The organism is Micromonospora sp. 4G55 (assembly GCF_016803375.1).
This window is the reverse complement of sequence record NZ_JAEVHN010000152.1, coordinates 1-11,454: the sequence shown is the minus strand read 5'-3', so window position 1 is coordinate 11,454 and position 11,454 is coordinate 1. Positions and strand designations below refer to the sequence as shown.

At 73.3% G+C, this 11,454-nt stretch carries 13 protein-coding genes; all 13 read right to left on the bottom strand.

Going from position 1 to position 11,454, the window contains the following annotated elements:
• Nucleotides 1-252 precede the first annotated feature (252 nt).
• The 13 genes from JNW89_RS15050 to JNW89_RS14990 all read right to left on the bottom strand — a co-directional run bounded on the left by JNW89_RS15050 (nucleotide 253) and on the right by JNW89_RS14990 (nucleotide 11,363).
• Nucleotides 253-678: a hypothetical protein gene (locus JNW89_RS15050; protein ID WP_238449401.1), complete on the bottom strand. Its 426-nt coding sequence runs from the start codon at nucleotides 676-678 to the stop codon at nucleotides 253-255.
• Nucleotides 679-859: 181 nt separating this feature from the next.
• Nucleotides 860-1,276 (bottom strand): hypothetical protein, encoded by a 417-nt coding sequence (locus tag JNW89_RS15045; protein WP_238447365.1) that lies wholly within the window; start codon nucleotides 1,274-1,276, stop codon nucleotides 860-862.
• A 27-nt stretch (nucleotides 1,277-1,303) separates the two neighbouring features.
• Entirely contained in the window at nucleotides 1,304-2,302 is a 999-nt protein-coding gene (locus JNW89_RS15040; protein ID WP_238447366.1) for a DUF4192 domain-containing protein, read from the bottom strand.
• A 209-nt stretch (nucleotides 2,303-2,511) separates the two neighbouring features.
• Nucleotides 2,512-4,107 (bottom strand): VWA domain-containing protein, encoded by a 1,596-nt coding sequence (locus JNW89_RS15035; protein ID WP_238449400.1) that lies wholly within the window; start codon nucleotides 4,105-4,107, stop codon nucleotides 2,512-2,514.
• Between the two features lie 19 nt (nucleotides 4,108-4,126).
• The gene (locus tag JNW89_RS38785) at nucleotides 4,127-4,642 is read right to left on the bottom strand and encodes an AAA family ATPase (RefSeq protein ID WP_238447368.1); all 516 of its coding nucleotides are present in this window, start codon (nucleotides 4,640-4,642) and stop codon (nucleotides 4,127-4,129) included.
• Between the two features lie 18 nt (nucleotides 4,643-4,660).
• Nucleotides 4,661-5,248, bottom strand: coding sequence for an AAA family ATPase (locus tag JNW89_RS38780; RefSeq protein ID WP_238447369.1), 588 nt, complete (start codon nucleotides 5,246-5,248; stop codon nucleotides 4,661-4,663).
• A 261-nt stretch (nucleotides 5,249-5,509) separates the two neighbouring features.
• A complete protein-coding gene (locus JNW89_RS15020) occupies nucleotides 5,510-5,812 on the bottom strand; it encodes a hypothetical protein (protein WP_238447370.1) in 303 nt (100 codons plus the stop codon).
• Between the two features lie 46 nt (nucleotides 5,813-5,858).
• The gene (locus tag JNW89_RS15015; RefSeq protein WP_238447371.1) at nucleotides 5,859-6,815 is read right to left on the bottom strand and encodes a DUF4314 domain-containing protein; all 957 of its coding nucleotides are present in this window, start codon (nucleotides 6,813-6,815) and stop codon (nucleotides 5,859-5,861) included.
• On the bottom strand, nucleotides 6,812-7,630 hold the full coding sequence (locus JNW89_RS15010; RefSeq protein WP_238447372.1) for a hypothetical protein: 819 nt from the start codon (nucleotides 7,628-7,630) through the stop codon (nucleotides 6,812-6,814). Before JNW89_RS15010 ends, JNW89_RS15015 begins: the two co-directional genes overlap by 4 nt.
• An 87-nt stretch (nucleotides 7,631-7,717) precedes the next feature.
• Complete coding sequence (locus JNW89_RS15005) at nucleotides 7,718-8,821, bottom strand: C40 family peptidase (RefSeq protein ID WP_238447373.1); 1,104 nt, start codon at nucleotides 8,819-8,821, stop codon at nucleotides 7,718-7,720.
• A complete protein-coding gene (locus JNW89_RS15000; RefSeq protein ID WP_238447374.1) occupies nucleotides 8,818-9,357 on the bottom strand; it encodes a hypothetical protein in 540 nt (179 codons plus the stop codon). The genes JNW89_RS15005 and JNW89_RS15000 overlap by 4 nt, the downstream gene beginning before the upstream one ends.
• Before the next feature lie 272 nt (nucleotides 9,358-9,629).
• Nucleotides 9,630-10,478 (bottom strand): hypothetical protein, encoded by an 849-nt coding sequence (locus JNW89_RS14995; RefSeq protein WP_238449399.1) that lies wholly within the window; start codon nucleotides 10,476-10,478, stop codon nucleotides 9,630-9,632.
• A 246-nt stretch (nucleotides 10,479-10,724) separates the two neighbouring features.
• Nucleotides 10,725-11,363 (bottom strand): GGDEF domain-containing protein, encoded by a 639-nt coding sequence (locus tag JNW89_RS14990; protein WP_238447376.1) that lies wholly within the window; start codon nucleotides 11,361-11,363, stop codon nucleotides 10,725-10,727.
• Between the last annotated feature and the right edge of the window lie 91 nt (nucleotides 11,364-11,454).

The window sequence follows — 11,454 nt, the reverse complement described above, 5'->3', positions numbered from 1 at the left end:
CCGGGCGGGTCGGGGTGGGTTGGTGGGCGGGCGGCGACGTCGGGTGGCGAGGCAGCCACAGCAGGACGTCGGTGACGGTGCGGGGTACGGCGCGTCGGTGCGGTTGCGTCATCGGGCGGTACCTCCCAGGGGGCGGTGTCGGCTCGGGTGGCCGCCACCTCGGCCAGCGGTGTGGGGATGCCGCTGTCGGGTTCGTCGGGGTGGCGACCGCGAGCAGTGACGCTCGACTCTCCCTATAGATCAAGTCGTCGGTCACTGGCCGGGGTAGGGGTGTTCGGCGGTGGTGGGGTCGAGGTCGCCGGGGTTGGCGTCGTCGCGTTCGCGTCCGTCCCACTCGATGTGCACGTCGAGGTCGGCGCCGGTGAGTGTGGTCTCGACGGCGGCTTCGGCGGTGTCGAAGGCGTTCTCGCGGCTGGTCGCGGTGACCTCGATGAGGATGGGCAGGGTGAGGCGGACCTGCCAGCGGCGCGGTAGCAGCGGCAGGTCCACGGCGTGTAGGACCCGGTTGGCGGCGTCGACGTCGATGTCGTGCTCGGCGACGGCGTCGCGCAGCGCACTCCAGACGTGGGCGCGAGCCGCGTCGACGGGTCGGTGAGTTCGACCGCTGGCGGCTGTGGCGCGACGGGCTGGTGATCGCGCACGTAGGCCTGGACCTGAGCGGCGGTGTGGGTCAGCCATCCCAATGGGGCGGGCTGGGTGGGATGGAAGGCGTCCCAGGCGTGACGCAGAACGGATTCCAGGGTCGGCGGTGCGGCGGTGGTCGCCGTCGGTTCGATCATCGGGATACCTCATGTCTCGGGTAGGGGCCGGCCCCGCTGCCCGTTTGCGGGCGGCGGGGCACGGCGCGGCGGTGTCCTGGTCAGGGCGTGGTCTTGGTGGCGCCGTCGGGTTGGCCGGCGGCGCTGGTGACGTCGCAGGTTGTGACCAGGGCGCTGTCGGTGCTGATGAGGGCCTGGCAGGTGCGCCTGAGGGCGGCGGTGGCCTTGTCGCGCTGAGCGAGGGCGGTGGTGAGGGCGCCGGCGATCCGGTCGAGGCGTTCGCGCAGGGTCAGGACGGTGTCGGCGCCTGCGCTGTTGTGCACGTCGCAGAGCAGGTTCGCGGCGTCGGTCAGGGCGGTGATCTGTGCCTGGGTGGCAGCGATGATGCCGGCCTGCGACAGCAGCGCGCACACCTCGTCGGGTTGCTGCGCGCATGCCTCGGCGAGTTCGTCCAGGGCGAGGGCGTAGCCCTGGTGTTGCAGGAGTCGGTGCAGGACGTCGAGGTGGGGTTCAGACACGGTGTTCTCCAGGAGGGCTGGCGCGGGTCAGGGCGTGTGCGGGCCGGGATTGGGCCACCGGTCGAGCACGGACGGGGGCAGTCCGGCGCGGAGGGCTTGGTCGATGAGCTGCGCGAGGGTGTAGGTGGGATCGGCGGTCAGGGCCCGGTCGAGGGCGACGGAGGCGAGTGCGCCTTCGCCGCGGCGCCAGGCGGCGAAGGCGAGCAGGGTGGCGGGTGGGGCCGCGAGGGGCGGGTGGACGCGGCGGGTGATGTCGGCCCATAGGGCGGTGTGCCAGGGCAGCGAGTCGGTGGCCAGCCAGGCGGCGTCGCGGACGGCGGGGATGGGTAGCAGGACGGTGAGCCAGGCCAGTTCGTCGTCGGTGAGGACCTGCTCGTCGGCGTAGCGGGCGAACGTGGCCTGGACGGCCTGTTCGCCTGCGCGGATCAGCCCGTCGGGGCCCTCGCTGATGGTGAGGACGCGGCGGCGGGCGCGGGCTCGCGCGGTGGCGCGGGTGACCGTGGCGCGGGTGCGCCCGGTGGCGGGGGCGATGCTAGCGACGAGGGCGGCCCGATCGGGCAGGGCGTGACAGCCGGCGACGATCGCGTGCATGGTCACGTCGCTGCGGTGCGGGTCGAAGGGCACCCCGTCGGCGGGGCAGCAGGCGGGTTCGGAGCACAGGTAGGAGAAGTAGCGGCCGTCGGTGACCCGCAGGGCGTCGAGCACGTCGAGGCCGGCGGCGGTCAGCTGCCCGGTGACGGTGTCCATGACCGGGGTGACGGCGGCGGCTGGCCCGTAGCCGACCGTGATGGCGCGGGTGGCTGCCGCGTTGCGCAGCAGGCGGATCTGCGACGGCTCAATCTGCTCGGCCCAGTCGGTGACGTCGCCGGGTGCGGGCAGGTCGGTGCGGCTGGCGACGACGACCCGGGGGCCGGCGATGCCGACGAGCACGAGGCTGTCGGTGGGATGGAAGCCGAGCAGGTACGGCACGGCGGTGAGCAGGTCGGCGGGTGAGGCGAGCGATAGGCGCTTGTTCGAGTGGCTCACGCTTGTCTCCCAAGGTGTCGATGTGAGTCCCGGGCACGGCCGACCGGCCGTGCCCGGGGTGCGCTGAGGTGCGCAGGTGGCCGGGCGACCGGCGGTAGCGGTGCAGGAAGGAACCTCGGCTTGATGCCGGTTACGGCGATGCGCGGAGGTGTGGTGCCCGGTGCGTCAGGCCGGGGCAGGCCGACCGCGGATCGGTTGGCCGCAAAAGGTCAGGCGCGCTCGAGGGCGGTGACGGCGGCGTCGGCGATGTGGCCGATGGCCTGCACCGGGTCGGCCACCAGCAGCGTGGTGGTGTCGGTGAAGGTGTGCCCGTCCAGGTCGGCGGGGCGTAGCCACAACACGGCGCAGCCCGCTCGGTGCAGGGTGGTGACGAGTCGTTGGGCGGGGTCGATGTCGGGCAGGTCGCCGTCGGAGACGACGGCGAGCATTCGCAGCCGCCCGGGCTGGCGCAGGTGCAGGACCTCATCGGCGAGTTTCACCGCGTCGGTGAAGGCGCTGCTGCCGCCGTAGGCGTGCAGTTCCAACACCTGGGTGGGGCGTTGGCGGGGTGCGACGAGCAGCGTCGGGCTGCTGCCGAAGGCGATGGTGGCGGTGACGGCGTCGATGCTGCGGGCGGCGTAGGCGAGGATCCACCCGGCCGACGACATGGGTGCGGCGTAGGGGTGCATCGAGTAGGAGGCGTCGACGATGACGCCCAGGTGCAGGGTCGGCTTCGGCGGCGGCGACTGTGTGCTGCGCTGCCACGGTGTGGCGGTGGGGATGGCACCGGCGGCGATCTGCGCCTGGGCGGTGATGGCGTGGCGGGTGCGCAGCCGGCCCGGCGGCACCGGGCTGGGCCGGGTGTCTGGTTCGGGCTGGTGGGTGCGGGCGCGGGCCAGCCGGGCGGCGAGGGTGCGGGCGGCGGCGCGTTCGGCGTCGGTGGGGTCGCGGCGGCTCCAGGTCGCGGGCGGGGAGTGCCGGGCGGTGATCTGCTGGTCGCGGTACTCCGCCGGGGTCAGGCCGGCGGTGTGAGCGAGGTAGTCGGTGAGCGCCTGGGCGAGAAGGCCGGTGAACACGGCAGGGTCCGCAGTGGGTACGTGCGGTCGGCGGTGGGGGTCGATGTCGAGGATGCGGCACCACCGCCACGCCAGGTCGATCATCGTGTCGGCGTCGGTGTCGTCGGTGCTGTGGGCTTGCCGCCACAGGTCGCGTAGTTGCAGGAGCCGCTTGCGGCCGAGGACCGTGGTGACGGCGGTACGGACTCCCTTGATGTCCTTGGCGGTGATGATCCGGGCGTCGACCCGGGCGAGGAGCAGCCCGGCGAGGTGCGCGGCGTGCCAGGGGTCGTCGGCGGGGGCGTCGTCGGCGCTGATCAGGGTGGTGACGGTGTGGCGCAGCCACCGGCGGTCGCCGCGCCGGCGGGTGCGCTGCCGGTACTCGATGCGGGACTCCTCGAGGACCTCGGTGACCGCGGCGACGATCGGTGGGGTGCCGGGTGGGGTGCGCCAGCGGCTGTGGGCGGCGTGCGCGGCTTCGTGGACGAGGAGTCCGTAGGCGGTGGGCACCAGGCGCTTGTGGCCGGCGCGTCGGGGGTTGGCGATGTCAGGGCTGCCGATGTGGGTGGCGTCGACTTCGATGCGACACGTGTCGGGGTAGAAGCAGGCGGGGGCGCCGCCGCCTGCGCCCGGCGCGACGCTGACCGTCAGGTCGGTGCGGCCGGTCAAGACGGGGATGTGCCGGGTCCACGCGGTGCTCCAGTCCTGCCAGTCCGGGTCGCCGGTCGCAGGGGCGGTGCCGGCCTGCAGGTGAGTTCGGGGATGGGGCATCAGGTTCTCCTTCCAGGGGTTAGCGCTGCTTGCCGAGGGTCAGCGCGGTGATCTCGCTGCCGAAGTGCTGCCGCAGGGCGGCGGTGACCGCCTCGCGGTCGTCTTCGGGGGCGCGGCCGGCGAGGTTCGCCACCGCGGCGGGCAGGCCGAGGGTCTTGCGGACGCGGGCGAAGCCGAGCAGCTCGCGCAGCTGCGGTGCCCACGACAGCCGCCCGGCGGCGAGGTCGGCGTTGAGAGCGATGGCGGCTTGCACGGCGGGGGCGGGGACGCCGAGGTGGCGGGCGAGGTCCCAGTCCGTGGTGACCTCGATGTGCACGTCGAAGCGGGACGCGAGCGCCTCGGTCAAGATGGCGCCGTGTACGCCGGGGTTGTGCCCGGCGATGACGTAGAACCCGTCGACGGCGTCGACGCGTTCGTTGCGGTAGCCGGGGATGGTGATCACGCGGCGGCCGTCCATGGCGGGGTAGAGCACGGCGAGGACCTTCGGCGCGATGAGGGTGGCGTCGTCGACCAGCAGCGCCCGCCCCTCGCGCATCGCGGTGACGAGGGGCCCTTAGACGAATTCGAAGCCGCCGTCCGGGAGGGGGATGAAGTTGCCGAGGGAGTCCTCCACGACGGTGTCGCCGGTGCCGGCAACGGTGAGCAGGTCAGGAAACGCGGCTTCCACCAGGGCGGTCTTGCCGGTACCTGGCGGGCCGTAGAGCAACACGGGGATACGCTTTTCACGTAGCCGGCGCAGCACGTCCACATCGGTGGCGCCCGCGAGTTTGCGCGGGAAGTACAGGTCACCGTTGGGGCGGGTGACTGGCTGCCGTCGACCTGCCCCGCGGCCACTGCGGGGTGTACGCGGGGCAGGCGGCGGCATCGCCCCGGCGGCGTCGATGCCCGCCTGTGTGATCTGGAAGCGGTGCGGGCCGGTGTAGTGGGTGGCGTAGCCGGCGGCGGCCATCTTCTTCAACGCTTCGAACACCGCGCCGGTGGAGCGGGCCGCGATGGCGGTAGTGATTTCGCCGACCTTGAGCCACTGGTCGGGTTGGTTGGCGAGGTAGGCGGCGACCTGCCGGTAGAGGTAGCCGGGCCGGCGTCCGTCTGTGGCGGTCGGAGGGATGTCGTTCGTGGCGGGCGTGGTCGCAGGGTCCATGCGGGCCTCCTGTCGTAGGGGTCGGGCCCGCGCACCCGTTTCCGGTGCGCGGGCGGTGATGGTGTCCGCGCGGCGGAGACGGGCAGTGGCGGGCCGAGCCCTGTGGCAGGGACGGGCCAGCAACGTCCGTGAGGTGCTCATGGCACAGCCGGATGGGCTGCGGGTGGACGGTGTCGCCGCCACCGGGCGGGTGGGCGACGACAAGGAACGCACCCGCCCGCGCCATCGATCAAGTCGACCGGGAACGTGGTGCGCGGGGGCTTAGCTGCGGCGGAGGGTGACCTCGCTGCGGGGGCGGCGGGAGATCTGCACGGTCAGGCCGAACACGCTGCCGTCGGACAACTCGATCCACACACCCCGGTCGAGGGTCAGCACGCCGGCGTCGCGGTAGACGCGGGCCGAGGTGATGGTCACCGGGGCGCCGTCGTCGTGGGTGAGCTGGGGCAGGTCGGCGTCGTCGCAGAGCTGGTCCAGGTCGGCGCTGGTGAGCAGGTGCCGCACCAGGGCCTGCAGGATCTCCTCGTGCGCGTACTCACCGAACTCGTCGTCGCGGTCATCGAGCATGGTGGGTCCTTCCTTTGGTCAGTAGGTCATTGGTGGAGGGGTTCGGTTAGTCCTCGGGCGTCGGCTGGCTGACTGGGTTGGGGATGTCACCGGCGATGCGGTCGCAGTCGTAGGGGTGAACGGCAATCCAGGTCCAGGCGCGGCCCATGACCGTGTACCGGCCCTGCGCGTCCGGGGCGATGCGGTGCACCGCCGCCGGGTCGCCGTGGATGACGGTCTCGTCGACGGCGATGACATCGCCGTCGAAGCGCATCCGCGCGAGGGAGTCGTCCAGCAGCCGCTCCCGCCGCGCCTCAGGGACGTCCTCTTCAGCGAGGGCCTGCCGGTAGCGGTCGCGGGCGGCCTGCTGGTCGGCGACGATCGCTTCCGCCACCTGGCGGGTGCAGGTGAACACCGCCCACCCGTTCCACGTGTCGACCAGGGTCCCGACGAATCCGACCGGGATGCGCATCTCCCCGTCGGCGTTCGGCGTCCACGCCCAGTTCCCGGCAAAGACGCCCGGCCCGCCCAGGCGCACCCGGTCCGGGTGCAGGTGGCTGAGGTCCCGGTCGTCGCCGGTGGGGGACAAAATGATGCGGCACTGTCGGGCCACCTCGTCGGTGACCGCCTGGTCGAAGCCGTCGCACCACGCCCACCGCGTCTGGTCGCAGCGGGCGGCGGTCAGGTCCTCCCACGGCGGCGCGCCGGCCGCAGCGGCCTCGGCGTACCGGTCCCGATCCTGATCGAGGCAGTACCGGTCGGCGGCGGGAAGCCCGTCGAGCACCGCCGGGTCCCCGTCGTCGATCCCGGCGAGGATCCGCCGCGCGGGGCCGGCGGCGTTGCCCGCAGCCCGACCGCCGAGGACGTCCTGCACCCACCACTGCGCCGCTGAACGTCCGGCCGCGGCGCCGGCTATGCGCAGCGCGTCGAGCACCTGCTGCCAACCCGCGTCGCTGCTCTCGTGGCCGGTGAGGGCACGGACGCGTTCACCGGCGTCGCGCCCGCCGGGTGGTCGGTAGGTCATCGCCGCGTCACCTGGGCGGACAGGAGCTGCCACGACCAGCCGGGCACCGGCACGTCAAGCAGCAGCAACCCGTCAGCGTCGCGGCGAAGCCGGTAGGGCCGCTCGCCGTGGCTGCCGGGCATGACCAGGTCGAACTGCGGGCCCACCGGGCGCAGCCACGGCGCCTGCCGCCCCGCCTGCAAAGTTGTGGGGGCGGTGGCGGCGGTGATCGCGCCGGCGGTGGCGTCGCTGAACCGCAGGACCGTCGCCGTGCCCAGGTGCGGGGCCAGGCAGATCTCGGCGTCCAGGCCGGTGCGGGCGTCCGGCAGCCACAGGCGACACCCGTGCCAGCGGTGCCCGTGCGTGCGATAGCCGCCGCAGCCCAACACCCGCGCGTCCGAATCCGGGTCGAGCAGGCGCCCGCCCGAGTCCGGGTCGAGCAGGTGTCGGCTGTGGCGCAGCCAGCGACCGTGACAGGTCGCCTCGTACACCACGACGGTGTCGGTGGCGACGTCGATCAGGTACATCCATTCGAGGTAGCCCGCGATCGGGTCGTCGACCCGGCCGCGGCGGATCCCGTCCTGCAGGCCGGCGGTGACGCCGACGCCAGGAACCGGCCGCTGCCCGCCGCGTCCAGGGTGGCGGGGGTAGTCGAGGGTGAGCCAGTCGTGGCGCAGCAGCGCCTCGCCCGTGGCGAGGGTGCGCCGGTCGAAGGTGTGCCGCCAGATGCGCCGCAGCTGCGGCAGCATCTGCGCGGGGTCACCGCCCCAGTGCAACCAGCGCACGGCGTAGGCGCCACCGGAAGCGGTGACACCGATCAGGGTGGAGCAACTCACGATGAAACCTCCATCAAACGATGTGAGAACCCCCGGGCCGGCGGGTTCGGGGGCGACAGGAAGCGGCTGGCCTGCCTGGGGTGCGGGTCAGGCGACGATGCGGCGGACGGCGGCGAGCTGGCTGGCCCACGCCGACAGGCGGCTGATCTTGACGACGTCGCCGGAGTGTGGGGCCTGCACGATCAGCCCGTCACCGAGGTACAGGCCGACGTGGCCGGGCCGGGCGGGGCTGCCGCGGCTGCCGGGGATGAACAGCAGGTCCCCCGCGCGCAGGTCCCGGTGGTCGGGGACCGGCTGGCCTGCGTGGACTTGTTCGCTGGTGGTGCGGGGCAGGTCGATGCCGGCGGAGCGGTAGGCCTGCTGCACCAGGGAGGAGCAGTCGCACTGGCGCGCCGGGATGCCGGAGTGCGGTGCGGTGCAGTCCCCGCCGAAGGTGTAGGGGGTGCCGCGCTGGGCGAGGGCCCAGCCGATCGCCGTCGCGATCGGCCGCGCGGTGCCCGGTGGCAGCGTGAACTGATCCGGTAGGGGAACTTGCTCGCCGCCGAGCTGGCCGTCGCCGGCGTCGAACAGGCACAGCGGGTTGCTCATCGCCTGCTCCAGCTCGGGCGCGACCGGGCCGGCCGCCGTGCCGCCGGTGAGGACGCGGACCAGGGCGATTGCCTCGTGCTCCCACTTCGCGTACGCGCCGGGGTAGGCGGATCGCTGCACCGCCTGGGCGGCGTCGGTCAGCGCCATGGCCTGCCACCCGTCGACGGCCAGCAGCGCCTGGTAGAACCGGCTGGCGGCGTAGCGGGGGTCCCGGAGTTCGGTGGGGGTGCCCCACCCTTGGGAGGGGCGCTGCTGGAACAGCCCGACCGAGTCGTGGTCCCCGCCGGGCAGGTTGCGCAGCGTGGACTCCTGCATTGCGGTGGCCAGGGCGATGATCCACCCGCGCGGCGGGACCTTCAGGTCTGCGCCGACGGCGACGATCACCGCGGCGTGGGCCGTCTGCTCGCTGGTCCACCCGACGGCGGCGGCAACGGGTGGGGAGACGGTGATGCCCGCCGGCAGAGGCTGTCCGTCGGCCGTAGCGCGGTAGCAGGCGACCGAGGCGGTGCCGCCGCCGGTGAACAGCGCCCCGATCCCGGCCGCGCACAGCAGGAGCAGGGCCACCACAGCGGCGGCTACGGCGCCGAGCGCCCGGGCGGTCACAGCGGTGTCCCCGGCGCCGACACCAGCGCGCAGGGTGCCGTCGCGGTCGTGCCCGAAGCGGGTCTGCGTGCCGGGTCCGGGCCGGCAGAGGGGCTGACGCAGTCGCGGAGCCGGTAGCGGGCCAGGTGGTGCCCGTCGTCGGTGTGCACGGCGACCGTGTCGGTCGCCGGGTCGAGAAGGTAGATCCACTGCGCGTCGAGGTGCCCGGCCCGGCACAGGGGGAACACGGTGACCGGCTCCGGCGTGTCCACGGCACAGTCCGGGTCGGCGTCGGTCAGGGGGATGCCGACGCCCGGCACGGGGTGCTGCCCCATCCCGGACACGGTGTTGGCGGTGGTGGCGGGGTCGAGGTACTCCCAGTCGCGGGTGAGTACGGCGCCGATCAGTGCCTGGGTGTCGCGGTGGACGTGCGCGGCCCAGATGGTGGCGAGGGTGGGCACGACAACGCCGGGGTGGCCGTTGACGAGCACGAACCGGGCGTGTACAAGGTGCGGGTTCGCCGGGTCTGTGGTGCCGACGAAGCAGGAGGTGTTCACGAGACAGGACTCCTTACGGGGATGGCGTTTTCCGCGATGTCGGATGCGAGCTGGTGGCGGCGCCGCAGGGGCCGTGACGATCGGCGCGGTGGCAGGCCCGTGATCGGCGGGTGCGGGTTCGTGCCGTGGTTGCGTGCAGGTGCGGCTGTGGCAGCGCCGCGTCGTGGCAGGCGCTTCGGCCGTGCGGCGGTAGGCGCGGGGGCGCCTTCGGGTGCCCGCTCCTGGGCCCTTTGAGGGCGGGGCCTGCTGGCGGTGGCGATGCCGGGGGGTTGTTACGGCTGGTCGTGCTTGGTGGTGGGCGGCCAGGGGGCGGGCTTGGCGCGCCAGCCGAAGATCGGGTCGGTGGTCTCGACCGATCCGCAGCGGGTGCAGCGGACGTAGGTGTCCTCGCCGTAGCCGGCCATGGACGGCACCTCGTCGCCGACGACCTCGTTGACCGCCCCGCACACCCGGCAGCGGATCGACGCACCGTCGGGCCCGCACACGCCGAAGATCGGCTCGTCGTCGTCGGCGTCCGGTGGCACCTGCGGGCCGGTCATGCCCGTGTCCGGGCGGGCGCCACCCTGCAGGTGTCCGGCGGTGGCGGCCAGCAGCGCGGTCAGCCCGCAGTAGGTGGCGGGAAGGTCCTGCGCGTCTGGTCGGTCATCGACGAGCAGCACGGGGTGGTCCTCGCCGCGCGGGCGGGTGAGCTGGTAGATGCGGCCGTCGATGTCGACCGCGTCGATGCGGCGGGCCTGCCGCGGCTGACCGCCGTTGGTGAGGATGTCGTCGTAGCAGGTGGCCCAGGCCAGCAGACGCGCGTCGGGCGCGGTCGCCCGGATCAGCCCGAGGATGGTGTCGAGGGTGGCCCGGTAGGGCGTGGGCGTGTGCGGGTCGCGAAGGCCGGCGGCGAGGCCGTGCAGCAGCGCGGGCAGGCCGGTCGGTTCGGTGAGCAGGTCGTCGCGGCGCGGCGGGAACTCCAGGCTGCGCATCTCGCGCATGGATGACGGCCCGCCGGTGTGCAGGGGCCGGTCGTGGATGAGCAGCAGCGTCGCGGGCTGGCCCCAGCCCAGCGCGTCGGCGTCGGCGTCGACGGCCAGGAGGCAACCGGCGAGGGTGCGTACAGCGGGGATGGACAACACGGGGATCTCCCTTGTCAGGGGCAGGAAAGGGAAGGACCCCGCAGCCGGCGGCTGCGGGGTCCATTCGGGTGGGGGTGGCTCAAGCGGTGGTCGAGCCGGTGGGGCGCGCGGGATGGTCGGCACTGCCGGCCGGACGAACATGCACGCGGCTACCTGTTGATCGCCGCAGTCCATCGGTGTCGGAGCAGGCGGAGGGTCTTCGCCTGTCCGGAGGGGACGATTGCGGCGGCGGTCGGCGGGTGCCGGTCAGCGGTAGTGGCGGTCGCGGCTGCGCCGCTGCGGCGGCGTGCCGCGGGGGCAGTAGGCGCAAACGCCACCGCCGGAGCCTTTGGCCTGGTACATGGCGGTGTCGGCTTCGGCGAGCAGCTGTCGGGGGCTGGCGTGCGGGTCGCGGGTGTGGGTGTAGCCGACCGAGGCGGCGACGGGGATGTCGCCGGTGTCGAGGCGGATCGGGGCGGCGGCGATGACCTGCCAGGCGGCGTGGGCCGCGGCGGCGGTGTCGTCGTCATCGCCGGACACGAGCAGGGCGAACTCGTCGCCGGAGAGCCGTGCCGCTATCTGTACCGGGGTGGGCATGCTGGCCAGGAGCCGGCCGACCTGCTCCAGCAGGACGTTGCCGGTGTCGTGGCCGAAGGTGTCGTTGACGGCCTTGAACCGGTCGAGGTCGAGCAGCACCACCCCGACCGGCGTGCGGTCGGCGAGGGCGGCGCGTAGACGGGTGAGGAACAGCCGCCGGTTGGGCAGGCCGGTGATCTCGTCGTGGCTGGCCTCGTACCGGGCCGCCTGGAGGGCTTGCTGCTGCCACCAGAGCAGGGCACCGGCGAGGAAAAGGCCGGCGAGGATCCCGCCGGCGGCGATAGCGGTCGTGTGCAGGATGGGAGACACTCGTGTCGCTCCTGTGCGACTCGCGGTCGCACGATCCAAGTGGACGCACCAGGGAGGATCAGGAGGTTCGTCTGATGGTGTAGTTCCGGGC